This window comes from Tamaricihabitans halophyticus (assembly GCF_004340875.1).
GTDB classification, from domain to species: Bacteria; Actinomycetota; Actinomycetes; order Mycobacteriales; family Pseudonocardiaceae; genus Tamaricihabitans; species Tamaricihabitans halophyticus.
In genome coordinates, this window is the sequence record NZ_SLXQ01000007.1 from 1 (window position 1) to 25,695 (window position 25,695).

Annotated in this window: 22 protein-coding genes; 8 read left to right on the forward strand and 14 right to left on the reverse strand. The window is 65.4% G+C overall.

What is annotated here, in order from left to right; all coding sequences use genetic code 11:
* Positions 1 to 206: 206 nt before the first annotated feature.
* Both EV191_RS16570 and EV191_RS16575 read right to left on the reverse strand, forming a co-directional pair.
* On the reverse strand, positions 207 to 440 hold the full coding sequence (locus EV191_RS16570; RefSeq protein WP_132877987.1) for a hypothetical protein: 234 nt from the start codon (positions 438 to 440) through the stop codon (positions 207 to 209).
* A 119-nt stretch (positions 441 to 559) separates the two neighbouring features.
* Complete coding sequence (locus EV191_RS16575) at positions 560 to 1,135, reverse strand: flavoprotein (RefSeq protein WP_243659010.1); 576 nt, start codon at positions 1,133 to 1,135, stop codon at positions 560 to 562.
* A 293-nt stretch (positions 1,136 to 1,428) separates the two neighbouring features.
* Here EV191_RS16575 and EV191_RS16580 point away from each other — a divergent pair, with 293 nt between their 5' ends.
* Entirely contained in the window at positions 1,429 to 3,264 is a 1,836-nt protein-coding gene (locus EV191_RS16580; protein ID WP_165912979.1) for a vWA domain-containing protein, read from the forward strand.
* Between the two features lie 51 nt (positions 3,265 to 3,315).
* Here EV191_RS16580 and EV191_RS16585 read toward each other — a convergent pair whose 3' ends face one another.
* From EV191_RS16585 to EV191_RS16605, 5 genes are all read right to left on the reverse strand, one after another.
* A complete protein-coding gene (locus tag EV191_RS16585; RefSeq protein ID WP_132877989.1) occupies positions 3,316 to 4,530 on the reverse strand; it encodes an acetyl-CoA C-acetyltransferase in 1,215 nt (404 codons plus the stop codon).
* A gap of 12 nt (positions 4,531 to 4,542) precedes the next feature.
* Entirely contained in the window at positions 4,543 to 5,403 is an 861-nt protein-coding gene (locus tag EV191_RS16590) for an HTD2 family dehydratase (protein ID WP_132877990.1), read from the reverse strand.
* A gap of 4 nt (positions 5,404 to 5,407) precedes the next feature.
* A complete protein-coding gene (gene fabG, locus EV191_RS16595) occupies positions 5,408 to 6,163 on the reverse strand; it encodes a 3-oxoacyl-ACP reductase FabG (RefSeq protein WP_132877991.1) in 756 nt (251 codons plus the stop codon).
* 16 nt (positions 6,164 to 6,179) lie between these two features.
* A complete protein-coding gene (locus tag EV191_RS16600) occupies positions 6,180 to 7,328 on the reverse strand; it encodes an acyl-CoA dehydrogenase family protein (protein ID WP_132877992.1) in 1,149 nt (382 codons plus the stop codon).
* 63 nt (positions 7,329 to 7,391) lie between these two features.
* The gene (locus tag EV191_RS16605) at positions 7,392 to 8,579 is read right to left on the reverse strand and encodes an acyl-CoA dehydrogenase family protein (protein ID WP_132878216.1); all 1,188 of its coding nucleotides are present in this window, start codon (positions 8,577 to 8,579) and stop codon (positions 7,392 to 7,394) included.
* Between the two features lie 150 nt (positions 8,580 to 8,729).
* Between EV191_RS16605 and EV191_RS16610 the strand changes: the two genes are divergently transcribed.
* Together EV191_RS16610 and EV191_RS16615 are read left to right on the forward strand one after the other, a co-directional pair.
* Entirely contained in the window at positions 8,730 to 9,416 is a 687-nt protein-coding gene (locus tag EV191_RS16610) for a GntR family transcriptional regulator (RefSeq protein ID WP_132877993.1), read from the forward strand.
* 133 nt (positions 9,417 to 9,549) lie between these two features.
* Positions 9,550 to 10,776, forward strand: a complete 1,227-nt coding sequence (locus EV191_RS16615) for an acetyl-CoA hydrolase/transferase family protein (protein WP_165912980.1) — start codon at positions 9,550 to 9,552, stop codon at positions 10,774 to 10,776.
* Positions 10,777 to 10,794: 18 nt separating this feature from the next.
* On the opposite strand, the gene EV191_RS16620 is transcribed toward EV191_RS16615, so the two are convergent.
* Positions 10,795 to 11,217: an MmcQ/YjbR family DNA-binding protein gene (locus tag EV191_RS16620; RefSeq protein WP_132877995.1), complete on the reverse strand. Its 423-nt coding sequence runs from the start codon at positions 11,215 to 11,217 to the stop codon at positions 10,795 to 10,797.
* 147 nt (positions 11,218 to 11,364) lie between these two features.
* Between EV191_RS16620 and EV191_RS16625 the strand changes: the two genes are divergently transcribed.
* Positions 11,365 to 12,126, forward strand: coding sequence for a phytanoyl-CoA dioxygenase family protein (locus EV191_RS16625; protein ID WP_132877996.1), 762 nt, complete (start codon positions 11,365 to 11,367; stop codon positions 12,124 to 12,126).
* Here the strand turns inward: EV191_RS16625 and EV191_RS16630 are convergent.
* On the reverse strand, positions 12,107 to 13,000 hold the full coding sequence (locus EV191_RS16630) for a helix-turn-helix transcriptional regulator (RefSeq protein ID WP_132877997.1): 894 nt from the start codon (positions 12,998 to 13,000) through the stop codon (positions 12,107 to 12,109). The genes EV191_RS16625 and EV191_RS16630 overlap by 20 nt on opposite strands.
* Positions 13,001 to 13,127: 127 nt before the next feature.
* Between EV191_RS16630 and EV191_RS16635 the strand changes: the two genes are divergently transcribed.
* Positions 13,128 to 14,033 (forward strand): SDR family NAD(P)-dependent oxidoreductase, encoded by a 906-nt coding sequence (locus tag EV191_RS16635; RefSeq protein ID WP_132877998.1) that lies wholly within the window; start codon positions 13,128 to 13,130, stop codon positions 14,031 to 14,033.
* A gap of 31 nt (positions 14,034 to 14,064) precedes the next feature.
* On the opposite strand, the gene EV191_RS16640 is transcribed toward EV191_RS16635, so the two are convergent.
* Together EV191_RS16640 and EV191_RS16645 are read right to left on the reverse strand one after the other, a co-directional pair.
* The gene (locus tag EV191_RS16640) at positions 14,065 to 14,526 is read right to left on the reverse strand and encodes a VOC family protein (protein ID WP_132877999.1); all 462 of its coding nucleotides are present in this window, start codon (positions 14,524 to 14,526) and stop codon (positions 14,065 to 14,067) included.
* Positions 14,523 to 15,110, reverse strand: a complete 588-nt coding sequence (locus EV191_RS16645; RefSeq protein WP_132878000.1) for a DinB family protein — start codon at positions 15,108 to 15,110, stop codon at positions 14,523 to 14,525. Before EV191_RS16645 ends, EV191_RS16640 begins: the two co-directional genes overlap by 4 nt.
* 62 nt (positions 15,111 to 15,172) lie before the next feature.
* On the opposite strand from EV191_RS16645, the gene EV191_RS16650 reads away from it, so the two are divergent.
* Positions 15,173 to 16,171, forward strand: coding sequence for a helix-turn-helix transcriptional regulator (locus EV191_RS16650; RefSeq protein WP_132878001.1), 999 nt, complete (start codon positions 15,173 to 15,175; stop codon positions 16,169 to 16,171).
* Here the strand turns inward: EV191_RS16650 and EV191_RS16655 are convergent.
* Positions 16,168 to 17,115, reverse strand: coding sequence for a LysR family transcriptional regulator (locus tag EV191_RS16655; RefSeq protein ID WP_132878002.1), 948 nt, complete (start codon positions 17,113 to 17,115; stop codon positions 16,168 to 16,170). The genes EV191_RS16650 and EV191_RS16655 overlap by 4 nt on opposite strands.
* Positions 17,116 to 17,301: 186 nt before the next feature.
* Here EV191_RS16655 and EV191_RS16660 point away from each other — a divergent pair, with 186 nt between their 5' ends.
* Positions 17,302 to 18,597 (forward strand): aromatic ring-hydroxylating oxygenase subunit alpha, encoded by a 1,296-nt coding sequence (locus tag EV191_RS16660; RefSeq protein ID WP_132878003.1) that lies wholly within the window; start codon positions 17,302 to 17,304, stop codon positions 18,595 to 18,597.
* A gap of 53 nt (positions 18,598 to 18,650) precedes the next feature.
* Entirely contained in the window at positions 18,651 to 19,409 is a 759-nt protein-coding gene (locus EV191_RS16665; protein WP_132878004.1) for a class I SAM-dependent methyltransferase, read from the forward strand.
* A 26-nt stretch (positions 19,410 to 19,435) separates the two neighbouring features.
* Here the strand turns inward: EV191_RS16665 and EV191_RS16670 are convergent, their stop codons facing one another.
* Both EV191_RS16670 and EV191_RS16675 read right to left on the reverse strand, forming a co-directional pair.
* A complete protein-coding gene (locus EV191_RS16670) occupies positions 19,436 to 19,768 on the reverse strand; it encodes a VOC family protein (protein WP_132878005.1) in 333 nt (110 codons plus the stop codon).
* Between the two features lie 88 nt (positions 19,769 to 19,856).
* A complete protein-coding gene (locus EV191_RS16675; RefSeq protein ID WP_132878006.1) occupies positions 19,857 to 25,370 on the reverse strand; it encodes an ATP-binding protein in 5,514 nt (1,837 codons plus the stop codon).
* Positions 25,371 to 25,695 lie beyond the last annotated feature (325 nt).

Here is a 25,695-nt window from a genome sequence, read left to right on the forward strand (position 1 = left end):
GAGAGCCATACGACCGGCAGTACCCGATAAGCCACGCCCCATCGCTTCTGGGCGGTCAGGGCGATCAATCCCTGAACAAGATCAACCTTAGGGGTTCCCGATGAGTGCGTGCTAATCCGCAACGGTGTGCACGTTGCTGACACCAGTCATCTGACCAGCCAAAGCGGTCGCGCCGGGTAGACGGAGGTCGTTGAGGGCGTGGCGGGTCAGTCTTTGTTGAGCGAGCGCCGGATCTCCTCCAGCTTGTCTCGGCCAGCCTGCTCTCGCGCGGTGAACTTCTCCTCGAACTCGGCGGCTTCTGGCTGCTCGCCGGCCAGCTCGGTGGAGCCGAGCGCGGTGGTGAACCGTGACTCGATCTGGTCGCGAACATAGTCAAAGCTTGGTACCCCGGACTCGGCGTAGTCGCCATCCGGCGCCGGTGGCAGATTGTGGTCGGTCATGAAGATTCCCTTCGCCTGCTTCCCTGCCATTGTGCGCGCGATGTCCAGGCGGTGTCCCATGAGCGTGCCGAGGGCGGTGGTTTCCTGGGCGAAGTCAGCTGGAAGGCCTGCCTGAGCTGCTATTGCCGTGCTTGGCGGGTGGACACGATCGCGTCGATGATCCGACTCCAGGCAACGTCGTGCGACGGTATGGCACGCGGCTGGGGGAGCGGCCAGATGTCCTCGCCGATGAGTACCCGCACTCCGGCGCCGCGAAGTGTCGCGACGTGGCCGGGCCAAGCCGGGTGCTGGGCATGTGCGGTATTGATCCGAGGGAAGACGACGATCGGCGGATCACCAGACCCGATCGCTTCGCTGACGGATGTCAGTGCCTGGTTGTCCGCGATGCCGACGGCGAGCTTAGCGACTGTGTTCGCGCTGGCGGGTGCCACGGCGAAGCAGTCGATCGGTGGGTGCGGGCTGACCTGGATTGGCAAGCGTGCCTGCGAGCGCACCGGGAGTCCGGTCGCCGCCTCGATTCTGGCGAGGTCACCAGACGCGCGTAACCAGGTCGCGGCGGTGGGCGTGAGGGTCACGGCCACTCGCCAACCTGATGCTTGAATCGGCTCGATCAAGCTGGGTAGAAGTTCGTCAAGGCCGTCGGTCGCCGAGCCGATAAGGCCGAGCACGGGTGTAGCTGGTTGTTTATCGCTCACCGTACGGCACGGTACCTCCTGGTACGCCGCCGTACCTTACCCGTAGCGCAATCGAATACCACGCGGCGACGTGCGGTTTTGTCGTTTAGCTCAGTGACAATCGACAGCAAGCATCGACTGATTAAATATAGACTATCTATATTTGTGTTGAGATCCGGATATTCGAGTAAATACGATTCTTTTGCTTATCGAGGAACCCAGGCTTACGGGTATTCGTCAGAATCCTGGTCTCACGGATATCGGCGATACGAACGGTTGAATCAATGTTCACGAATAGGGCCCAGCGTGGTCGCATGGCAAGCCTCACCGCCGTGACATCGATTGTCGGCATACTTGTCTTGGGCTTGTTCGCAGTGCCAAGTTACGCCCAGGATGGGCGCGAGACGCAGGAGAAACTCGCGCCCGTCATGCTCGTCCTAGATGCCTCGGACTCGATGAACGGGGACGACCCGAGTGGCGGGAGCAAGCTGGATGCCGCCAAATCGGCACTCCGCAAGATGATTGACCAGCTGCCAGCCGAAGCGGAGGTCGGCCTCACCGTCTACGGGAGCGAGGCCGAAGTCTCGGATGAGCAAGCTTCTTGCGCCGACATCAAGACGGCCTTCGAGGTCGCACCGATGGACCGGGACGGAATGCGGTCCGCCGTGGACGATATCGACGCGCGTGGCTGGACACCGATCGGCGGCTCACTCGAGCACGCCGCGGCTGAGCTGCCCGACGAGGGACCCCGCTCCATCGTGTTGATCTCGGACGGAGCGGAAACCTGCGCGCCGCCCGAGGCGTGCGAAGCTGCCAAGAGTCTGGGCCATGCCGGGGTCGAGTTGAAGATGCACGCGGTTGGCTTTGATATCGACGAAGCCGGTCGTAATGAGCTGGAGTGTATTGCCGAAGCTGGCGACGGTGACTACGTGGATGCTCCGGATGCCGGCACACTTGAAGAGGAACTGCCGAAGATCGCCGAACGCGCGCTACGCGTCTACGAATCCGAAGGCATTCGGGTGCGGGGAACCGAGACCCTCAACAAGGCCCCGGAGCTGCGGCCGGGGCAGTACCTGGATCGGATCGGAACGGGCGCGGCCCGCTATTACCGCGTTGACGTGCCGGACGGGATGGGCGTCCACGCGGCGGCCACCCTGATTCGACCGGCTGATGAGGGGCAGGGTGGTACCGCCGCATCCTATGTGGACTTGAAGCTGATCAACCGGAACGACGACCAGTGCGACAGTGACCGGGTCGTGGACAGTGATATGAACTGGACGTCGCACAACACGCCATCCGTCTACGCCGATATCTCGGAGGACGCGGACTGCTACACCGGAGAAGGGCGGTACTTCCTTCGTGTTGAGCGAGGCGACTCGGGCCGCGCGGAAGGTGAGCGGGACATCGAGATCCTAGTCGCCTTCGAGCCACCGGCGCGTGGGGAACAGACGTCCTCGACGGAGGAGGTGCCGTTCGCGGAGCCGAGCGGACAAGCTCAGGAAGCCGTCGGCGGTAGCTCATTCAACAAAGCCACCGAATTGACCGGTAGTGGCATCTACACTGACCGGATCGGGTATGGCGAGGCCGCGTTCTATCGAGTGCCCCTGGACTGGGGACAGGGGTTGTCCTATCAAGTGCATTTCGGTGACTCCGGAACTCAGGGCATCACCAATATGTTGACCAGGGTGTACAACCCGGTCCGTGCTAACGGGTATGACCTCGGCGCCACTGGTGCCTACGGAGGTAGGTCGACCGAACTCGGTCCGATCCAGACCGCGCCCGTCTATCACGGAAACCGGGAGTCCGGCAGCATCGAGGCCGAAGTGGCGAGTCTCGCCGGCGACTACTACATCATGGTCCAGCTCGCGCATCCGCGCATGGATGACACCCCAATCGACATCGACTTCGAGCTCACCCTGAACATCACCGGGCAACCCTCGGATCCGCCGCAGTACGCGAAGGTGAAGGACTACCCGGCCGAGGTGATGTATGACCTGGTCGCCAACACCGCCGCGGTACGCGTGGACGGCGTGACGACGACAAGTAGGCCAGCGCTGCTGGTTGGAATCGGCGCGGGAGTCGCCATCCTGGGGCTCGGTGCGTTCGGCCTGCGGTTGTGGTTGCGTAGCAGGCGAAGCGGAGCGGCCTAGCTGACGATGGCGAGCCTGCTGCCTGTCGAGGCTCGCGGCGAATCGGACGGCTCAGCCGTTGACCTTCTCGAAAACCGCCGCGAGCCCCTGGCCGCCGCCGATGCACATGGTTTCGAGGCCATAGCGCGCGTCCCGACGCTGCATCTCCCGGGTCATGGTGGCCAGGATCCGGGCTCCGGTGGCGCCAACGGGGTGGCCGAGCGAGATACCCGAGCCGTGCACGTTGAGCCGGTCGAAATCGGTCGCGCCGAATCCCCACTCCCGAGTGCAGGCGAGTACCTGCGCGGCGAAGGCTTCATTCAGCTCGATCAGGTCGATATCGGATATCGTCAGGTTGGCCCTGGCCAGGGCGGTCGTCGTCGCCGAAACCGGACCGATCCCCATGATCTTCGGCGCGACGCCCGCGACACCCCAGGACACGAGGCGCGCCAGCGGGCGCAGGCCGAGCTCGGCGGCCCGGTCCGGGTGAGTGACGATGCACAGGGCCGCCGCGTCGTTCTGGCCACTGGCGTTGCCCGCCGTGACCGTCGCCGCGGAATCCTGCTTGCCCAGTATCGGGCGGAGTTTGCTGAGTGAGTCCATCGAACAGTCCGGGCGCGGATGTTCATCCGTATCGACGACGATGTCGCCCTTCTTGGTTTGGATTGTTACCGGGACGGTTTCCTCGGCGTAGACACCGGACTGCTGGGCGGCGACCGCCCGCTGGTGCGAGGCGACGGCGAGTTGGTCTTGTTCCTCCCGGCCGATGCCATAATCCCGGCGCAGATTCTCGGCCGTTTCCAGCATCCCGCCGGGCACCGGGTAGTGCTTGCCACCCGGTGTCGTTCGCCCTCGGGCGAGCGTGTCGTGCATCGTGACGCTGCCGCTCTTGCTTCCCCAACGCATGTCGGTGGTGTAGAAGATCGCGTTGCTCATGCTTTCCGCGCCGCCAGCGATAATCACCTCGCTGGCGCCCGCCTGCACCTGTTGGGCGGCGAGTAGCACCGACTGCAAGCCGGAGCCACAGCGCCGGTCGAGCTGCATGCCGGGCACGGTGGTCGATAGGCCAGCGTCCAGGCCAACCACTCGACCGATCGCGGGGGCTTCGGCGCTTGGATAGCAGTGGCCGAGTACCACATCGTCCACCACATTCGGATCGAGCCCGGTGCGCTGCAGCAAACCAGTCAATGCGATGGTGCCAAGTTCGGCCGCGGACAGGCTTTTCAAGGAACCACCGAACCCGCCGATCGGGGTACGTACCGGTTCACAGATCACGGCGTCACGCATGACTGTTGCCTCCTACTCGATATCCATGGTCATGCTGGCGTGCGCCCCGGACGAACTACCGCCGGAACCGAACAACTCCAGCACAAGGCCGTCCGCGGTCCGTTCACCGTGCAGCTGGGCGGGCTCGCCACAGAACAACGGCGCCTTGCTCCGGTGCCGTACCCGGATCACGCGTCCCGGGTGGTTCTCCAGTCGGGGCAGCTCAGCAAGGGCCAAGGTGATCAGTGGGCCGTGCACCACGAGCCCGGGATAGCCCTCCACGCCGGTCGCATACGGCCAGTCGTAGTGAATGCGATGTGGGTTCGCCGTCGCGGCCGAAAACCGCATCAGCAACGTTGGGTCAGTAGCGAAATTCCACGTCCATTCCTGGACGCGTCGAAGCGGCGTGGCGACCGGTTGCGGTGTGCCGGCGGCTCCGACCGTCCGTGGCGTTGTTCCGGACTCCCGATAGATCAGATCCTGACGTTCGTCAACGCAGAGCGAACCGTCCGCATCGAACAGTCGGGTTCGGACAACCACGACGACCAATGCGCCGGAACGACCGGACTTCTCCGTGACCGACTCGACGGTCGACTCGCGTCGAACGGTATCGCCAACCCGTAGCGGCCGGTGCAACGTGACATCGCCGCCAGCGAACATCCGACGGGGGAGGTCGACTGGAGGCAGGAAGGATCCTCGGGCAGAGTGCCCGTCCGAACCCAACGCGCTGGACGATGGCCAGCGGGCGAGCGCCAGCCAGTGCCACAGCGGTGGCAGTTCGTCACCAGGCCGCGGAGTCGCGCGGCCGTCGTCGAGCAGCGCAGCAAAGGTCGCGACCGGATAGGGATCGAGCAGCTCGGTATCGCTGACGGTCCGCGGTTGCCAGTTCCGCATACGGCTACATGAACCTTCCGCCGGTCACCTCGAGCACGGTACCGGTTTGATAGGACGACATGTCTGAGGCGAGAAACAGCGCCACGGAGGCAACTTCGGCCACCTCGCCGGCGCGCCCCATGGGAATTTCGGACATCTTCTGCTCCCATGCCCTCGCCGGCATCGCTTCGGTCATCGCCGAGCGAATCAAGCCAGGTTGGATCGCGTTGACCCGAACGCCATGATGGGCAAGCTCCTTGGCCGCCGCCTTGGTCAGCCCGATTATTCCCGCCTTGGCCGCCGAGTAGTTCGTCTGGCCAACCATCCCGACCTTGCCGGACAGCGACGAGATGTTCACGATCGCGCCACGTTTGCGTTCGCGCATGATCGACGCCGCCTTACGAGTGCCGTTCCAGCTACCCTTCAGGTGAACGTCGATGACCTGGTCGAACTGTTCTTCGGTCATCGTGCGCATGGTCGCGTCCCTGGTGATCCCCGCGTTGTTGACCAGCACGTCGACGGGGGAGAAGGCCTCAGCGGCAGCGGCGAGCAGCGCGTCAACATCGGCGCCGTCGGTGACGTCACAGCGGATCCCGCGGGCCCGCGCAGGGCCACCCAACCGCTGTGCTGCCTGCTCCGCGGCGGCACCGTCCAGATCGCCGAGGACCACTCGAGCGCCCTCGGCCACGTACAGCTCCGCGATGGCGTAACCGATGCCCTGTGCACCTCCGGTGATCACCGCGGTCCGTTCGTTCAGCAAAGGTTGCCGTGTCGCTGACATACTGACTCCGTTCCCGTTATATCCCGCTGCGGGCGATGAGTTGCGCGGCGATCACATTGCGTTGGATCTCGTTGGTCCCTTCGCCCACGATCATCAGTGGTGCGTCCCGGAAGTACCGTTCGACGTCGTACTCCTTCGAGTAGCCGTAGCCCCCGTGCACTCGTAGCGCGTCGAGGGCAACCTGCATCGCCGATTCGGAGGCGAACAGTTTGGCCATCCCCGCTTCCATATCGGCGCGCTGGCCGGCGTCGAGCCGTTCCGCGGCGTCCAGGGTGAGCAATCGGGCAGCGTGCATCTTGGTGGCCATATCGGCCAACTGGTTGCCGACGGACTGGTGTTTCCAGATGGGCTTGCCAAAGGACTCGCGTTCCTGCGCGTAACGCACCGCGGCATCCAGTGCCGCCTGGCCAACGCCGAGCGCCCGCGCGGCCACCTGGATCCGGCCGACTTCCAGGCCACGCATCATCTGTGCCCAACCCTGGTGTGGGGTGCCGCCGAGTAGCGCTTCGGCTGGTACCCGCCGCTGATCGAAGGCCAGTTCGCAGGCCTCGATTCCGCGGTAGCCGAGCTTCGGCAGCTTCTCCGAAATACTCAGTCCTTCGCCTGGCTCGACGAGCAGCACACTCATCCCTTGATGAGCCGGCTCCGCGGTGCGGTCGGTGCGGCACAGCAGGCCGATGAGATCCGAATGGGCCGCATTCGAGATCCAGGTCTTCGACCCGGTAATTGACCAACCGTCGCCATCGGGCGTGGCGTGCGTGCGCATGGCTTGGAGGTCGCTTCCACCGCTCGGTTCGGTGAGTGCCATCGTCGCGCGCACGGCGCCTGTGGCCATTGCTGGCAGGTACCGCTCCCGTTGTTCGGTGGTCCCGAAAACGCGGATCAGGTAGGTGATCACGGAGTGTCCGCCGATCGCGCCGGCCAGGCTCATCCAGCCGCGTGCCAGTTCCTCGGTGATCCTGGCGAAACAGGTCGTGCTGACGTCGACCCCACCATACTCAGCCGGCACGAGAAGCCCGAAGAATCCGAGCTTCTTCATGTCGTCGATGAACTCGGCGGGATAGACATCGTCCTCTTCGAACTCGCGTACCCGCGGCCGCACCCGTTCGTCGACGAACTCCGAGACCAAGGTGACCATCTGTTCCTCGTCCTCGGTGAGCTTCACTACCCGCTTCCTTTCGTCGATGGCCGGCGAACAGATGCCGCGTGCTGTCCTCGATGGCCAGTACTAGCGGTTTCGCCGCGCTTCCCGCACCAGGGCGCCGCCGACGATCAGCCGCTGGATCTCGCTGGTTCCCTCGTACAACCGGAGCACACGAACGTCCCGATAGATCCGCTCAACCGGAACGTCGCGCATATAGCCGCTACCACCGTGGATCTGCACGGCGAGATCGGCGACCTTGCCGACCATCTCCGTGCAGTACAGCTTCGCCGCGGAAGGACCGATGCGCCGGTCTTCGCCCGTGACGTAACGCTGCGCGGTCTCCCGTACGAGCGCGCGGCCGGCGAGCACGCCAGCCTGCTGATCCGCGAGCATCGCCTGCACGAGCTGGAAGTCGCCAATGGGGCGCCCTCCTTGCGTAGCCGATGCGGCATAGTTGACCGATTCGTCGAGCGCGCGCTGTGCCGCGCCCACCGCGAGCGCCGCGATATGCACTCGGCCCCGTGCCAGGGCGGTCATCGCTGCCGAGTATCCGGCTTCCTCCTGCTCGCCGACCAGCGCCGAGCTGGGTACGCGTACCCCGGAGAACGTCACCTCCGCGGTCCAGGCTCCTTCCTGGCCCATCTTCCTGTCCTTGGTGCCGACCTCGATGCCAGGCGCGTCTGCGGGTACCAGGAACACCGCGATACCAGTCCCGGACTCGTCGGCTGGCCGAGTGCGGGCGAAAACCACGAACAAGCCGGCGATGGGCGCATTGGTGATGAAGCATTTGCGACCCTCGAGCACCCATTCATCGCCTTCACGTACTGCCGTAGTACGCAGTCCCGCCGGATTGGAGCCCGCTCCAGGCTCCGTCAATGCGAACGAAGCCACAACCTCGCCGGAAGCGATTCGGGCAAGCCAGGCAGCCTTCTGCTCTTCGGTGCCGAAACCAACCAACACCTGGCCGGCGATTCCGTTGTTCGTGCCGAACATCGAACGTAGCGCCAGCGACGTGTAGCCCAGCTCCATGGCCAGCTCGACGTCCTGGGCGAGATCAAGTCCAAGACCGCCCCATTCCTGGGGTATGGCGTATCCGAACAAGCCCATCGCGGCGGCCTGCTCGCGTAGATCCGTAGGGACGGCGTCCGCGTCCATGATCTCCTGCTCGCGCGGTACGACCGTGCTGCGGACAAACTCGCGAACAAGTTGACGCACGGAGTTGAAGTCGTCATTGCTCACCGTGGGTACGTATCCGCTGTTGGCCGTAAGCATCGCCATAGGAGGATATTTTATCAGATCTATGTGATAGTGATCATGCGTTGCGACGTCAGTCACGCCTGGTCCGACGGATGCTGGTGGGCCAGCGACGTTAGTATCGAGAGCCTGAGCAGCAGGCGTGAGCACTGATCGGAGTGTGGGCACATGGTGGCCGGGCTTGGCGCGAACGATGCGATCTCGCGCCCCAACCTGCCGTCGAACCTGAAGGGGGTCGCCGCACAGGAGATCAGGAGACAGGTTTTCGCCGGCGAGTTGCGCCCAGGAAGCAAGGTTGACCAGGAGGCGCTCGCCGAACAGCTTGGCGTCAGCAAGATCCCGATCCGCGAGGCGCTGCTGATCTTGGAACATGAAGGCGTCATCGAGAACGTCGCACGTCGCGGCGCTTTCGTGGCCCGGTTGAGTCGGAACGATATCCAGGACCACTATCGGGTGTTCGGCGTCGTATCGGGGTTGGCCGCCGAACGCGCGGCGAAGAACATGCCCAAAGCCAGCCTGCTGGCGCTGACGGATATCGCGGACCGGATGGAGTCCGGAGTCGGCCCGGAAGAGCAGGAGTCACTGAACTTCGAGTTTCATCGACGGATCAACTATGCCGCGGACTCACGTCGGTTGACCTCGATACTGGGCATCATGTCCCGCACCTTGCCGCATGGTTTCTATGTGGCACACCAGGAATGGCCGGAGAAGGCGCACGAGGATCATCGGAAGATTCTGCGCGCCTTGACCGCGCGGACCGCGGCACGGTCCCGAACCGCGATGGAAAAGCATTTCGCCGACGCTGGTGACCACGCCGTCGCCTTACTCGAAGCGCAGGGCTTCTGGGATCACTGAGCCGCGTTCCGGTGCGGGAATCGAAGGGCGGGCCACGCACCAACACTCGCCAATCGAGATACGATATATTTTATCGCGACTTGCTTCGATGGCTGCCAGCCCTTGCGAACCAGTGATGCGAAGGAGTGTCGCGGTGTCCACTTTCGACATCACGAAGTACCTACGTCCTGGCGACACGGTGGTGGTCGGGCAAGCGGCCGCCGAGCCACCGGAACTCGTTGCGAAACTCATCGAAGCGGCGGTTTGCATCCCCGATCTCACCGCGCTCTGCGGCTATACGGTGAGCGATGCCTGGGCCGGGGCAACCGAGAGTCGGCCTACGGTCAAGAGCTATGTCGCGCACGGCGGCCTGCGCGAGCTGAGCGACAAGGGGCTGCTGCAGCTCGTCCCGTGGAACTACAGCCGGTTCGAAGAGCTGTTGACCAGCGGGCATCTGCGCGCCGATGTGGTGCTACTGCAGGTTGGTCCGCCAGATGACGATGGCTACTACAGTTTGGGAGCCACCGTCGACTACGCCGTTGTCGCGGCGGAGCGGGCACGAGTCGTGCTCGTCGAGGTGAACCCGAATATGCCGCGCCCGAACGCGGCACGCCGGCTGCACAGTTCGCTGGTCACGGCGTCGATTTCGACAAGCCGCGCGCTTGCGGGCTCTCCCGCGCGAGCGCCGAGCGAAGTGGAGCGCGACGTCGCGGTGAAGGTGGCGGAGCTGGTGCCCTCCGGGGCGACGATTCAGCTGGGCGTCGGCGCCCTGGCGGAGGCGATCGGCTGGGAACTGCGCGGTCACCGAGGTCTGCGGGTCCGGTCTGGTTTGGTCGGTGACTGGTTGGTGGACCTTCAGGAAGCGGGCGCCCTGGACGCTGAGCCGGGCAGCTGTGTGGTCGGCATGGCCGTGGGGACGGAGCGGCTCTACCGGTTTCTGGACGAGTCGGACATCGTCTATCTTGCACCGATTACGGAGCAGATCTCGCCGGAGGCGATCTCGCGAGACGGCCCCTTGGTTGCGATCAACGCGGCGATTGAAGTGGATCTGCTTGGCCAGGTCAACTCGGAAGCGATCGGGGATCGATACGTCGGTGGAATCGGCGGACAGCTTGACTTCTTTCGCGCGTGCCGAGCAAGCGCAGGCGGGATGGCGATCGTGGCGCTGGCCGCGACCGCGCCATCGGGTACCGGACGGATCGTTGGGCAACTGAGCGGCCCGGTGACCACGCCGAAGAGCGATATCGACGTAGTCGTGACCGAATGGGGCGCGGCGGATATTCGCGCCTGCTCGTTGTCGGAACGCGCCGAAGCGCTCGCGCGTCTTGCCGATCCGCGCCACCGCGCGGAACTGCGCGCCTCACGTCCGAACTGGGCGTAACCGGAAATGACGCCTAGTTCAGGTACCTCGCCAGGCGTTGAGCCAGGCGGCTGCCCTGGTCGGTGAGGCCCGGGAGAGCCATGCGTCCTGGACAATCTCGGTGAGCTCCCGCAGGGTCAGTTCGCCGATCCGGCTGGCCCTGACCAGTACTGACTGGTGCCCATCGAAATGCGGCGTGGTGAAGAACGGTGATGTTTGGTCCTGAACAAGTGCCTGCTTGTCCGATTCCGACGGCACCCAGAACACGACCACATCCGGATAGCGTTCGCCACTGTCGGGGTCGACGGCATCGGGGCGGGGATTGCGGAAGAACACGAACGATCGTTGGCCGACTTGGTAGACCGGATTGCCACTTGAGCCGTGGACGACCGTGACATGAGGCATCCCGTACGCCAGCTCATGCACGTCCTCGACGCTGGCGCGGCGCGATCTGGCCGACATGGCAACAGGGTACGGGGCGCCCGAGGCCGCCACCAGGGGCGACAGTCCACACCACGACGGTCGTGGCCATCCGAAAACAGGTTGATCGGGTTGTTCGTTGCCCGCAGCATGGGGCGACACCTCGACTCCCGATGATTGGACCCTTCCGTGCAGCTCAGCTCTGAGCAGATCGAGCGGTTCGTTGACGACGGCTTCGTCAAGCTCGAAGGGGCCTTTCCCGCCGAGGTAGGAGAACGCTGCTTGGACGAACTGTGGGCGGCCACCGGATACGCCCGGGAAGATCCGGCGACGTGGACCGAGCCGGTCGTTCGACTGGGCGGCTTCGCGACACCCCCATTCCAGGAGGCCGCGACCACCGCCGTGCTGCACGAAGCCTTCGATCAACTGGTCGGCCCTGGGCGCTGGCTTCCCCGTATCGGACTCGGCACTTTCCCCGTCCGTTTTCCCAGTTCGGAGGAACCCGGCGATGACGGGTGGCATGTGGAGGCCAGCTACGCCGGGCCGGAAGGGGAGGGCAGGCTCAACCTCCGTTCCCGAGAACGGGCATTGCTGATGCTGTTCCTGTTCTCGGAGGTCGGCCCGGACGACGCACCGACGCGGATCCGCGTCGGCTCCCATCTCGACGTCCCGCCACTTCTCGAGTCCTGCGCCGACGAAGGGCGCGAGTGGATGTCGCTGTGCCGCGACGCCGCTTCCGCGTCCGAAAACCGACCCGTCACGCTCGCGACAGGCACCTTGGGCGACGTCTACCTGTGCCACCCGTTCCTGGTGCATGCCGCGCAGCCGCATCACGGACGTACGCCCCGGTTCATGGCTCAACCGCCGCTACACGCCAAGGAGCCGCTCGACCTCCAGGACGAGTACCCGAGCCCGGTTGCCCGCGCCGTACTCAACGGCCTGCGTCGATAGCTCGCGTACCGCGCGGTCCAGGCAGAACGTGGTTCCCGGCGCCGGTGGTCTGCGCGCAGGTGACGCGGAGGAGATCGAGCTTTCCGGCGTCGGTGGTTCCGGTTGCCGCGGTGTAGGTGACCATGCGGAGGTCCGCACCTGGGGCCAGGAGGACATCGCAGTCAAGCAGGATCTCGCCGACGTCTGGGTGGTGGAACGTCTTCTGCTCGCTCGTATGCCGAGCAGCGAACTCCGTGACCCAGTGGTGCGCGAAGGCTTTCGACTCCGCACGGAGGTGCTGGACGAGCCGATCGAGCTGACCGTCCGCGGGATAGCGGGAGACGGCGTCCTTGAGGTCGGCGACGATCGACGCTTCGAAGACGTCGAGTCCGCGTTCGGTCTCCATGGGCGGCAGGGCCGGGCCGTTGTTGCCGAACAGGGCCAGGGCGAGGTTGCGTTGCTCCGCCGGGAGCGCGGAGGGATCGCCGTTGAGGGAGCACCACATGGCGTTCCACCACACCAGCGTCCAGTCAGCCGTGAACACGCCGATCGGAACGTCCCCGAGGCGCACGGCGAGCCGCTGGATGCTCGCGGGAATATGGGTGCTGATCGTGCCGTCCCGCGGCGGCAGCAGCCCCGCGCTGCGGTAGAGCTGGTCACGTTCGGTCCGGGACAGCTGCAGGGTCCTGGCGAGTGCGCCGACGACCTGGGCAGAGGGGTTCCGCGCGCGGCCCTGTTCCAACCGCAAGACGTAGTCGACCGAGAGTCCGGCCAGCTGCGCCAGCTCCTCACGTCGCAGTCCGGGCGCGCGCCTGCCGTTCGTCGCGGTGAAGCCGGCGTCGACGGGGGAAAGCCGGTCGCGCCAGCCGCGGAGGAGCTCGCCGAATTCAGACATGGGTCCATTCTGGCGGCACAGTGATCGTTGAGCCTGGGTACCGCGAGTCCTAGGGACATCCACGTCACTGGCTGGCTGCGGCGCGCGCGAAGACAATCACGGCGCACCGACCAGCAGGGAGCCGTCCATGCAGCACACCATCGTGATGACCGGCGCGAGCCGCGGTATTGGCCGAATCGCCGCCGAGCACATCCTGCGCCAGTCGCCGGATGTCCATCTCGTAGTCGTCGTCCGCGAATCCACCAGCACGCGGTTCGGCGGCAACGTTTCATACGTCGAGGCGGACCTGAACTCGCTGCGGAGCCTCCGTTCGGCGGCCGGCGAGATCCGCGACCGGCTCGACCGGGGTGACCTGCCGCCGCTGCGGCACTTCGTGGGCAACGCGGGCATCCAGTACACCAACAACCTCACCGAAGGCCCGGAGGGGATCGAGTCGACGTTCATGGTGAACGTACTGGCCAACCACGTGTTCGTCCGCGCGTTCGAAGATCGCTTCGCCGCCGGCGGCCGGATGGTGATCACGGTCAGCGACACGCATTTCGGCGATCGCAAACACAACATGGGCATGGTGCCCGGCCCTGCATGGGACGCGCCCGGTGTCCTCGCCCGGACGCGTGCCTTCGCCGAGCCCGAGACCGCGGCCGCCGGGCGTACCGCCTATTCGACCAGCAAGCTGGCCGCGATCTACCTGGTACACGAGTACGCTCGCCGCCTGCCTGCCGGGGTGGACGTCATCGCCTACAACCCGGGCTTCGTCCCCGGCACAGGTCTCGCCCGCAACGCTGGTCCCCTTGACCGCTTCCTGATGCGCAGAGTCCTGCCGATACTGGCTTACACGCCGTTCGGCACCCACCGTCACGTCGCGGGCAGGTGCCTCGCCGAGGCCGTCCTTGGCGGCACGCCAGCTCCGAGCGGCTGCTACATCGACCGCGACAAGGTGACCTCTTCGTCGGCGGAGTCTTACCACCCGCGGCGCGAACAGGAACTGTGGGACGCCGCCGAACGACTCATCGCCCTTGATCTGGCGACATGACGTACGGCCGCGTCGATAGTTCGCTGCTCGCTCAGTCCAGACAGAACTCGTTTCCCTCCGGATCGGCCAGCACGATGTAACCGGCTTCCAGCGGTGGCTCCGGTTCGGTTCGGCGGATGCGAGTCGCGCCGAGCCCGACGAGCCGGTCGCACTCGGCGTCCAGCGTGGCCATGCGCTCCGCGCCCTCCATGCCGGGAGCGGCCCGTACGTCGAGGTGCACCCTGTTCTTACAGATCTTGTCCTCGGGAACCCGCTGGAAAAACACCCGAGGACCTTGGCCAGACGGATCCTCGATGGCGGCCCTCGAGTGATGTTCATCTTCCGGTACGCCGATGCGCGTGAGGAACTCGTCCCACGCGGCGAACGGATCCGCCTCGTCGACCGTCTCCACGCCCGGCGGGCTCGGATGCACATAGCCAAGGACCTCGCGCCAGAACAGCGACAGCGCGCGTGGATCGTGGGCATCGAAGGTGACCTGGAGTTCGCGGGTCATCGGGTGGCTCCATTCGCTGTATGCATCGTGTGCTGGTAAAGGTCACGCAGTAGGCAGACCTCGGACAGGTGGTGAATCAGTTCGCGGTGAATATGCAGCACCAGATCGGCCATGGGCGCCTCCGGAAACGGTTCGGTATCACCGATCGGCGCGCGCAGGCCCGCCGGACCAAGGTGGCGCACACCGGTCAACCATACGTCGACTTGGGCTTCGAGTTGCTCGAGCGCGGTGCCGGAATCACCAGCGTAGTCCCAGGATTCGTAACCTGCTGCCGGCGCGCCGAAATGTTGCCCGTTGCGAGCGGCGAGCACACCAACGATGACATGCCCGAGCCGCCAGGCGATCGTGGTGAATGGCGGGGGAGCGGGCTCTGGGATGGCGTAGTCGATGGTGAAGTCGCCGCCGCCCACTCGCATCGGTGCCGTCCCGCTTCCGCGCGGACGTACATTCCAGCAGTCCGGTACCGGCGACCAGAAGTACTCGTCATCGGTGAGTCCGTCGAGCCGGGGACGGAGCTGGCGGTTCCAATGCGCCTCCCACTGCGAAAGTAAGGCCTGGTTCCAGTCGAGTTCGGTCTTGGTCATGGCGGTAGCCTCGCAGGCAAAGCGGACAGGTATCGTCCGGTTTCCAGGTGAGGATGGCTGCGATGGACGCGACCGCTGGTGTGGAACGCGGAACGACGGAGCGGGTGCTGGCGTTGCTTGGGCTGCTCCAGCAACGGAGCTCCTGGGCAGGGCCGGAACTCGCCGACCACCTCGGCGTCACCACACGCACCGTTCGAAGGGACATCGAACGGCTGCGTTCTCTCGGCTACCCGGTTCAGGCGAGCCATGGGGTCGGCGGCGGCTACCAGCTGGGTCGCGGCCGCGACCTGCCGCCGTTACTGTTCGACGACGCGGAGGCAATCGCGACGGCGGTCGCGTTGCTGGTTGGCGCCGGCGATGCCGTCGCCGGTGCCGGCGACGCCGCGCTTCGCGCGCTGACCAAACTCGACGGAGTGTTGCCCAGCCGGTTGCGGTCGGAGGTGGCCGCGCTGGCCGGCTCAGTTGCTTCCTTCGCCGGCGGGCGTACTCCGGCCGATCCCGTGGTGCTGATGACGTTGGCCAGAGCTTGCCGCGACGAGACCGAGATCGGCTTCGACTATCCCGCCCATGACGAGCTACGGAGCCGGCGGGTTGAGCCGTATCGACTGGTCTCCTCTGGCCGGCGGTGGTATCTGCTGGCTTACGATCTCCATCGCGAGGACTGGCGCACCTTCCGAGTCGATCGGATGCGCGAGGTATCCGCGCGATCGTGGCGATTCCGGCCGCGCGTGACACCAGACCCAGTCAGCTACGTGCAGGAAGGCGTAGCCAGCAGAGGCTACCCACACCAAGCGCGGTTTCTTGTGTACGCCGCCGCCGAGCAGGTGCGGGCCCAGGTACCGGCATCAGCCGCCGTAGTGCTGCCACGCGGACCCGCGAGCTGCGAAGTGCGCAGTGGCGCGGACAGCCTCGATTACCTTGTCGCGCACATACTCCTGCTCGGACACCAGTTCGAGGTCATCGACCCTCCGGAACTAGGGCAACGCTGTCGCGTGCTGGCCGAGCGGTTGCTGTCCGCCGCCGATACCCATGCGCGGTCCGGAAGCCACCTTCCCGGCTAGTCGACCGCGCTTCCTGGATCTTGCGGTCGGGTACTCGCGACGTAGCGGGCGGCGACATCACGGAGTGCGGCGAGGCCCGCGGCGATATGCGGTTGCTCGCCGGATCCGGCACGTACGGCGGCGAGCAACCGGCGAGTTGGCGCGGGGTGCCCGGACAGTGGCAGCCGCGCGAGCTGATGCGCCTCTGGCACATGCGCCAGGCGAGGTATCAGCGCGACGCCAAACCCGCGGGCAACCAAGGCGGCGCCGGTGTCCCATTCATCGGCGTAGTGCGCGACATGCGGTACGAACCCGGCACTGGCGCATGTCAGCCAAACCAATTGGTGGTATGCGCTTCCCGGAGTGCCAACGATCCAGGGCTGTGTCGATGCGTCGGCGAGGGCGGTACTCGGCGTGCGCGCGAGCGGATGTTCGCGGGCAACCAGCAAATCAAGCGGCTCATGCAGCAGGAAGTGTTGTTCGAAGGCCGGATCGGTCGCCGTCGGGATGTCCTGAGTCGCCACCACGGCACCGATGTCCACGTCGTTACTGGTGAGCAGGTCGAATGCCCGGCGCGGCTCGGCCTCGCGGACCTGCACGGTCAGCTGCGGACTGGTGTCCCGTAGCTGGGTCACGGTAGCCGGTAGCAGCACCGCCGCCGCGGAGGAGAACCCGCACAGCCGCAGCGGGCCGGTCAGCGCGTTGTCCCGATAGGCCGCGAGGTCTGCCCGAGCCTGCTCCCATTGCGCGATCAGGGTGTCCGCATGCGCGAGCAGCGCGTGCGCGGCCGGGGTCAGGCGCACGTTACGGCCGACGCGTTCCACCAGCGGCACGTCGAGTTCCTGGGCCAGCGCCTGCAACTGGTGCGACACGGCGGATGGCGTGAGGTGACAGACCTCGGCGGCGGCGGTCACGGTGCCGTGCCGGGCTACCGCACGGAGCACGGTGAGCCTACGGTCAATCATGTTCGAACCGTACACGGTCACATGCAGTTTTCTGCGATAGACGTTGACGGACGTGCCTCTTCATCCTGAATTCCACACCGTCGTGGTCGGTGCAGAATCCAACTTTCCCGCACCCGTTTTTCGATCATCCAGTGTCCATAAGGGAACCCGAAGATCTGGTCCTGTTCGAACGAAGTGGAGTCGACGATGCGGAGCGATGCGGCGAGCGGTGAGTTCAGCCGACGGCCCCTCCCGAGCGAGGCGTTCACGGATGAAGCGACGTACCAGGACACCCGATTGCCCGTAGAGCAGGCCACCACCCTGATCCCGGATGCCTACACCGCGCCGGCGTTCTTCGAGATTGAACAACAGCGGGTTTTCGCGACCAGCTGGATCGCGGTGGGATTTACCGAACAGGTGGCTGAGGTCGGACAGGTGATCGTCGCCGACGTGGCTGGGCGGTCGATCATCGTGACGCGTAACCGGCAGGGTGAGTTGCGTGCCTTGCACAATGTCTGCCGCCACCGTGGGACCCAACTTCTCGATGCCGGCGCCGACGTGCGACGCACCCGCAAGATCCGCTGCCCGTACCACAGTTGGACCTACGATCTCGACGGACGCTGTCTCGGCACCCCGCTGTTCGAAGGTTCCGACATCCCGGAGGACCAGCAGGGTGTCTTCGACATGTCCGCGGTACGGGGCTTCGACAAAGCCGACTACGGGCTGCTGCCGGCGCGCGTCGAGTCCTGGGGGTTCCTTGTCTTCGTCAACCTCGATCTGGGCGCGGAGCCGCTGACCGAACAACTCGGCGACCTACCCGAGCGGTTTGCCGACTACCGGCTGGCGGAATGGCGTGTGCAGCGTCGTCAACGTTATGACGTGGCAGCCAACTACAAACTCGTCGGCGAGAACTTCATGGAGTACTACCACCTTCCATGGGTGCACCCCGAACTCATTCGGGTCTCCCGGCTCGAGGATCACTACCGATGGCAGGGCAGGGGGATGTACACCGGAATGTGCACCACGCCCATCTCGCGGAATACCGACGCGGGCGGCTGGCAGGGATTGCCGCCCATGTCCGGCCTCGGAGCGGCTGATGCCAACGCTGGTCGATTCGTCTGGCTGTTCCCGAACACAGCCATCGTGGTGCTGCCGAATCATGCGTTCGTCCTGCGCGCCGAGGCATCCGGGCCGGACCGGACAGTTGAGGATGCGGTGATTCTGACGCATCCGGAAAGCGTTGCTGGCGCGGACGCCGAAGCGAACCTGGAACAGCTGGCGGGATTCTGGGATCTGGTCAACCGTCAGGATCTGGAGATCGTTGAGCGGGTACAGCTCGGTCTTGCCAATTCGGGCTATACCGGAGGACGGATGTGTTACCGGTTCGAGGAACCGCTGCATCGGTTCCAGAACATGGTTATCGACCGGATGGTAGGGAAGTGGCGGGTACCGGATGGTGACGATGTCTCGATCACGCGGATGTTCCCGTCCGCAGGGGCATAACACAGCCGGTTAATCGGGATGCGGGCGCGCGTGCGGTAGGGAATGATGCGCCAGTGACTGATACCTTCGATACCCTCGTTGCCGAGGCCTGTGCTGTTGATGTCAGTGGCTGGGACTTTTCCTGGTTGGACGGTCGGGCTACGGAACAGCGTCCGTCCTGGGGTTATCAGCAACAGATGAGCAGCCGGTTACCGTCTGTTTCGTCCGCTTTGGATATTCAGACCGGCGGCGGTGAAGTCCTCGCGGGTGCCGCGACATATCCCGCCACAATGGCCGCCACCGAATCCTGGCCACCGAATGTCGCGAAGGCGACGAAGCTGTTGGGGCCGCGCGGAGTGGTGGTGGTCGCTGATCCGGACGAGCCGCCGTTACCGTTCGCGGATGGTGCCTTCGACCTGGTGACGAGCCGGCATCCGGCGAGCGTTTGGTGGCAGGAAATCGCCAGAGTGCTCAGCCCCGGCGGCACGTACCTGGCCCAGCATGTGGGGTCGGCCAGCATGTTCGAGCTGGTGGAGTACTTCCTCGGCCCGCAGCCGGAAGCCCGGCAGAAACGTCATCCCGATCTGGAAAGCGCCGAAGCGCGGGCAGCGGGGCTGAACATCGTCGACATCCGACAGGAACGCCTACGGGTGGAGTTCTTCGATATCGGCGCGGTTGTCTATTTCCTCCGCAAGGTGATCTGGACGGTTCCGGGGTTCACCACGGACGCCTACCGTGACGAGTTGTATGCGATGCACCAGCGTATTGAGTCCGAGGGCGCGTTCATCGCGCACTCCTCGCGGACGCTGATCGAGGCGCGTAAGCCCGGCTAGCGACGAAGCGGTGCCCGCCTGGCCGGTCAGCGGCCAGTCAGCACCACCCGGTTGCCATCCGGATCGGTGAGCTGCAGGATACGAGCCCCGCCGCCGGCCTGCGGTCCGCCATGCTTGATGCCCACGTCGGTCGCATGCGCGGCGGCGTCGTCGAGATCCGTTTCGTCGAGCACCACCGACGAGTGTCCGGCGCGGGCGGGCTCGGACCACACCTGCACGCCGAACGTATCGCCGAGGTGCCACTCGATAAGCCCGGCCATCGGACGAGCATCGGGTCCGCGGCCGAAGAGGCGGGTGTACCAATCCTCGGCCTGGCCCAGCTCACTGACCGTGCAGTTGGCGAGTACGCGGCGGATCATCGCAACTCCTCAAGTCCTCATCGACACCATCACCGTACCGCCGGGCACGGTTGTGGCCGACCCGCGCACTCCCCACACCAGCTGCCGGCTAGTCGCCGGGCACCTTCTTCATACCGTGCTCGATGGCTTCGATAATGCGCGGTCGCAGGTCCGCGGTACTGACGATCGCGTCGACGGAGCCAACCTCCACCGCGCGTTGGATACTGTGTACCTGGTCGAACTCGGCCGCGACCTCGCCGAGTTTCTCCGCGCGGACCGCCGACTGCACCTCGGCCAGTTTGCTGTTCAGCGCCGCTCGTTCGGCACCGCTGGCCGCCGCATGCTGGGTCTGTAGTTCGGTAACCCGCGGATCGTTCGCGGTGCGGTTGTTGACATCACCCGAGAACACCACCGCCGCCGCCGGTGCACCGCCGAGCACCGAGGCAAAGGACCCTTCGAGCGCCAGTACGGTCATATTCGGGTTGAGCGCCTTGGAGAACACCACGAAAGCCCCGCCGTGGTACCGCGAGATCACGCAGAACACGATCGGCCCTTCGAAGTTCACGATCGCCCGGCCGATCTCCGCGCCGTACTCCAGTTGCAGCTTGCGCAACGACTCCGGCGAACCGTCGAATCCGGACAGATTGGCCAGCACTACCAGCGGCCGGTTACCGGAAGCCGTGTTGATCGCGCGGGCCGTCTTCTTCGACGACCGGGGAAACAGGGTCCCCGCGGTGTAGGCATCGGGCCCGTCGGTGGGCGGAAAGCCGCGACGGGGTACCGACTTCGACTCGATGCCGACGAGGCAGACTGGCCAGCCGCCGATGTGCACGTCCTGCACCGCGGAAGTGTCGGCATCGGCCATTCCCGCCCAGCGTTCCAGCACCGGATGGTCCTGATCGGACAGCGCCCGCATGACCGTGCGAATGTCGAACGGCTTCTTCCTGTCCGGGTTGTGCTCGGCCGAGAAGATCTGGCCGACCGTGTTGAAGTCGCTTCCCGCGTCCGTATGCGGATAATCCGAGACGTCGCGGTCGGCCGGGTCGTTGGTACTCGCCCTGCGCGGCGTGTGTTCGCCCGGCATGACGTAGGTGTGGTCGTAATGCGTCATCAGCACATCGCGGGCCGCCGGGAGGTTGGGGGCCCAGTACTGAGCCTGACCGTTGGGGCCCATGACCCGGTCGTACCCGCCGATGCCGAAGTTGTCCTCGGCGGAAACCCCGCCGGAGAAGTCCAGCGACTGCTTTCCAGTCAGCACCATCGCCGAGTCCGGCGTCATCACGAGAATGCCCTTGGTGTGCATGAGCATCGTCGCTTCGGCGTTCCAGTATGGCTGGGCGCCGACGTTGATCCCGGCGACCACGATATTGATCTCACCGCCGGCTTGGGTGAACGTCACGATCCGCTTGAGCGCGGCGGCAACCCAGTCCATGTTCTCGGTACCCGAGGACATGGAGATCCGCGCGCCGGCGGAGAGCGCGAACCACTCCAGCGGCACAGCCATCCGTTCGGCGAGGTCGAGCGCCGCGATCACCCGCGTGCATTCGGGCTCGGAGAGCGCGCCGAGCGCCTTCGTCGGGTCGCCGAGCAGTACGACTCGGGTGACACCTTCCGGATGCTGTTGCGTGGGCGTGGATACGACACCGCAGACGATCGCCGCGGAGTTGTTGCCCTTTGGTCGCTCGACCGGGGTGAGTACGCCGTGTTCATCGAGATCGTGCTCGACGAAGCTGCCTGTGGATCCTGCCAGCAGATCGGTCAGTTCGTACGGGTAGGTCGTGCCGCGCCGCGCCGCCCGCTGCACCTTCTGGCCGTAGTCATCGAGCGGGCGGACGGGCTCGGTTGGCGGTTCGCCAACATGCAGCCGTGCGCCGTGCTCGGCGGTCAAGCCGATGCGGACGGACACCTCGGTGAGCTCCCCGTCCGCGGTGCGTTGGCGGGCGAGGAACTGTACTTCCTCCAGGCCGGCACCCGTGGTTGTCGGCAAGATTCGCTGCACCAGCATGTTGAGTTCATTGGCGGTCAGTTCGGTCGACGGCCAGACATACATCATGATCCGGTTGGTGGCGAACCGCTTGTTCTGCGGGCGTTGCGCCTGGATATTGCGGATCGCGTCAATGCAGACATTAACCGCTTCCTCTACCGCCGGTAGCGCGACCAGTCGACCATCCGCCTCGCGCAGCGGTGTCAGGTCGCGGACCTGGCCCATCGCGAAGAGCCGTTCATCCGCGGGGTTGCTGCGCGCGACCGCCTTGAACAGGTAGATCTCCTCGTCCGCGGACGGCAGCCTGGTGAGCTCGAACTCCCGGAGCCGCTGCAATTGGAGGCGTTGCGCGATCTGCGGATGCAGCCCTCGGATCAGCCGATCCTCGGTGAAGTCCGTCCCACCAGAGCCGCCGTCGCCCGAACGGAAGGTGAAGTGATGATGCATCACGGCGCCGCTGGTTCCCGCCACCGTGGTGGTGATCCGCCGGACGTCGGAGGGCACCGCCTGTTCGGCGAGAAGTTCGCCGAGCCGAACGGCCATCGCATCGGCATCTGGTTGGTCGTCCCAGGTTACGTAGAGATCGGCCACAACACCGCGTTCCGGCGCGTCGCCGGCGAATCCGCCGATCGCGCCGATCGCCTTCGGCAACGCGGCGATGTCCACCGCCGTGGTGATGACGCGGGTGATGCCACGGGTTCCCGAATGCGTGGCGGTGACGAACTGGCAGCCATTCGTGGTCGACGAGGCGACCTCGGACAAACCGCGGTTGCCGTAGTAACGGCGAGTCAGCACTTCGAGCAGCGGTGCGTGATCGCGATCCGCTCGGCCGATCCGCTGGCCGATCAGCCGGACGAGCGGTTCCGAGTTGGCAACCAGCGCCTGGATTCGCTCGTCTCGATCCGGCGTGTCCGGATGTTGGTCGAGGTAACGCAGCTCGCCGCGCACCGCGGCATATACCTGGGCGCGATTGCGGCGCAACAGCGGCTGAGCGAACCAGCGGAAGACCACGCCGCGGGCGAGGTCAGATACCGCGGGAAAGCGCACCTGGGTCGCCTCGATCACGTGTTCCAGGGCGAGTCCAGCGCGTTCGCTGAGTGCCTCGACTGGCGGGGCGCCGGCCAACCACTGGCGAAGTAGCTCCAGCACCACCGCGACGTCGCTGGACATGCGCTGCTGGGCGAGAAAGATCCGGAATACCGCGGCTTCCAGCTCGGGCGTGCGATCAAGGCCAGCGACCTCGTAGTGCCGCAGCATCTGCCGCAGCTTCGTCTGAAACACGTCGGGAAGGCCCGCGCGATCCGCGTCGAGGCTCTGCAGATAGCTGTGGAAGTACTCCCGCGGACTGTGTACCGGGCTCGCCGGTTCGTTGTCGAGTTCCCCCGCCGGCTTGTTCCGGCTCAACTCGGCGAGATCCGCGAATACGGTGAGTAGATCAAGTTCGCCCTCGACGGGCCGTCCGTCGAGTTCGGATCGTGCTGCCAGGTAGTCGGCGAGTATCCGGTTTCGCTCCGGCTGGTCGATATCGAAACCGAGTAGTGCGCCGCGCAGCTGGTGTAGGCCCTGCTCGACCTGCCGGGTGGTGTCCACGATCGACGACATCGCGGGCAGATCGATGTGGACGGTGTCGGTGACTCCGGCATCCTCGTCCGCACCGTCGTCGTCGGCGACCGGCTCCAACCGCATCAGTGGAGCGCCGGTTTCGACCTGGCTGCCCACCGACACCGGGCATTCCCTAATTCGGGCACGGAACGGAGCGCGCAGCACCGTTTCCATTTTCATGCTTTCCAGTACCAGGATCGGCGCGCCCGACTCAACCTCGGCACCGACTTCGAGTGGCGTCGCGACGACCAGTGCGGGAGCTGGTGAGCGGATGACGCCGCCCTCGTCTCGGCTGATCCGGTGCGTGACTCCATCGACTTCAACCAGATGGATCGGTCCGTGGGTGGCCGAGACGATCCGGAACCGCAGGTCGTTGACCAGCAGTTGAGCACAATGCTGGTCGAAGCGGTCCAACGTTACTTCCGCTGGGTAAGTGTGCTCGCCGACCGCGACACTCACCTGAAACCGTTTCTGGCCGACCCTGGCCACCCGTACCCGGTAGCCAACTCCCCGAAGTTTGAGATCCAACGGCCGACCGACCTCGTGCTGAACCTGGGGTCGGCCGCCGTGCGCCGTGGACAGTAGACGTTGCCGACTCACGTCTTCTTCGTCCTGGTAGGCCTCAATGGCGGCGGTGACCAGTGCGACACCCGAGTTCTTGTGCGCGACCAGGCGGCCCTCGGTGCGCGCGCGGTCGATCCAGCCGGTGTCCGCGGTGGCATCCACGACCTCCGGTTGATCGAGGAGGTCGAGGACGAAGCTCTTGTTCGTCGTGCCGCCGTCGATGATCACGGTGGTCTCGGCCATGGCGCGGCGCAGGCGCCCGAGCGCCTGATTCCGGTCACGGCCGTAGGCGATGATCTTCGCGATCATCGAGTCGAAGTCGGCGGGAATGCGGTCCCCTTCGCTGACCCCGGTGTCCACCCGGATGCCGGGACCGGCTGGCAACATCAGGCGGGCGATACGGCCAGGGGCCGGTGCGAAATCGCGATCTGGGTCTTCGGCGTTGAGTCGTGCTTCGACCGCATGGCCCGACTCGGCGGGACGATCGCCCGTGAGTGGTTCGCCGCTTGCCACCTGTAGCTGTAGCCGAACGAGATCGGTACCGGTGGTGATCTCGGTGATCGGATGCTCGACTTGCAGGCGGGTGTTGACTTCGAGGAAGGCGAAGAGTCGCTCGCCAGGGTGGTAGAGGAATTCCACGGTGCAGGCGCCACGGTAGCCGACGGCGACGGCGAGCCGTTCGGCTGACGTTTTCACGTCGGCGACCTGCTCGGGATTCAGTACCGGCGAGGCGGATTCTTCGATGATCTTCTGGTTACGTCGTTGCACCGAGCAGTCCCGAACTCCGAGTGCCCACGCGGTGCCCTCGCCGTCGGCGATCACCTGTACCTCGACATGGCGAGCGCCCGTTACCAAGCGTTCGAGGAAGACCACCCCGGACCCAAAGGCACGCAGTGCTTCCTGGCTGGTCCGTTCGTAGGCATCAGTGAGGTCCTCTTTCGAGGACACCATTCGGATTCCGCGACCGCCACCGCCCGCGGTCGCCTTGAGCATCAACGGGTAGCCGATATTGTCGCCGGCGCGCAGGGCGTCCTCGAGCGTGCTGACTTCGCCACGGCTCCACGGCGCGACCGGTACGCCGACCTCCTCGGCGATCAGCTTCGCCCCGATCTTGTCGCCGAGCTTGCGCATCGCTTCGGCGCTCGGCCCGACGAAGGTGACTCCGATTCGGCCGCACAGTTCGGCGAACGCGGGGTCCTCGGCGACGAACCCCCACCCGACCCAGGCGGCATCGGCTTCGGTCTCCAGCAGTGCCCGTTCCAGGACGGCGTAGTCGAGGTAGGGGCGAGCCGAAGCGGCTCCCAGAAAATACGCGACGTCTGCCTCGCGGACGAAGGTCGCGTTGCGGTCGGCGTCCGTGTAGAGCGCGATCGTCTCGATCCGCGTTCCGGTTTCCGCCGAAAGATCCCGGACGGCGTGGATGAGCCGCATCGCGGCCTCTCCGCGGTTGACGATCGCGACACGACTGAACACCGGTGGAGCCTCCCAAGTACTCGGGCGATCACGGCGGGGCCAGGGCATGCGGCCTCGCCGGTAGGTCTGTCCATACTTTGCTCGATTACCGCCGGGTACACCAATGTTCCGCATCGCGCATGGCGAAGCCTCTGAGTTGTCGGAACCCCACAAAAAGCGGACCGGGTGGCGCGGACCGGTAGCCATCTGATGCGAGGTCTACCACAAAGCGCGGGGAGTGCCCGATGAGGGTTACCTCAGGCGAGAAATGTGTATAACGACCTATACAGTGCGGCGCTGTAGAGCGGCCAGCGCCACGTCATGCGGGTCGCGTCGACGCGCCCCC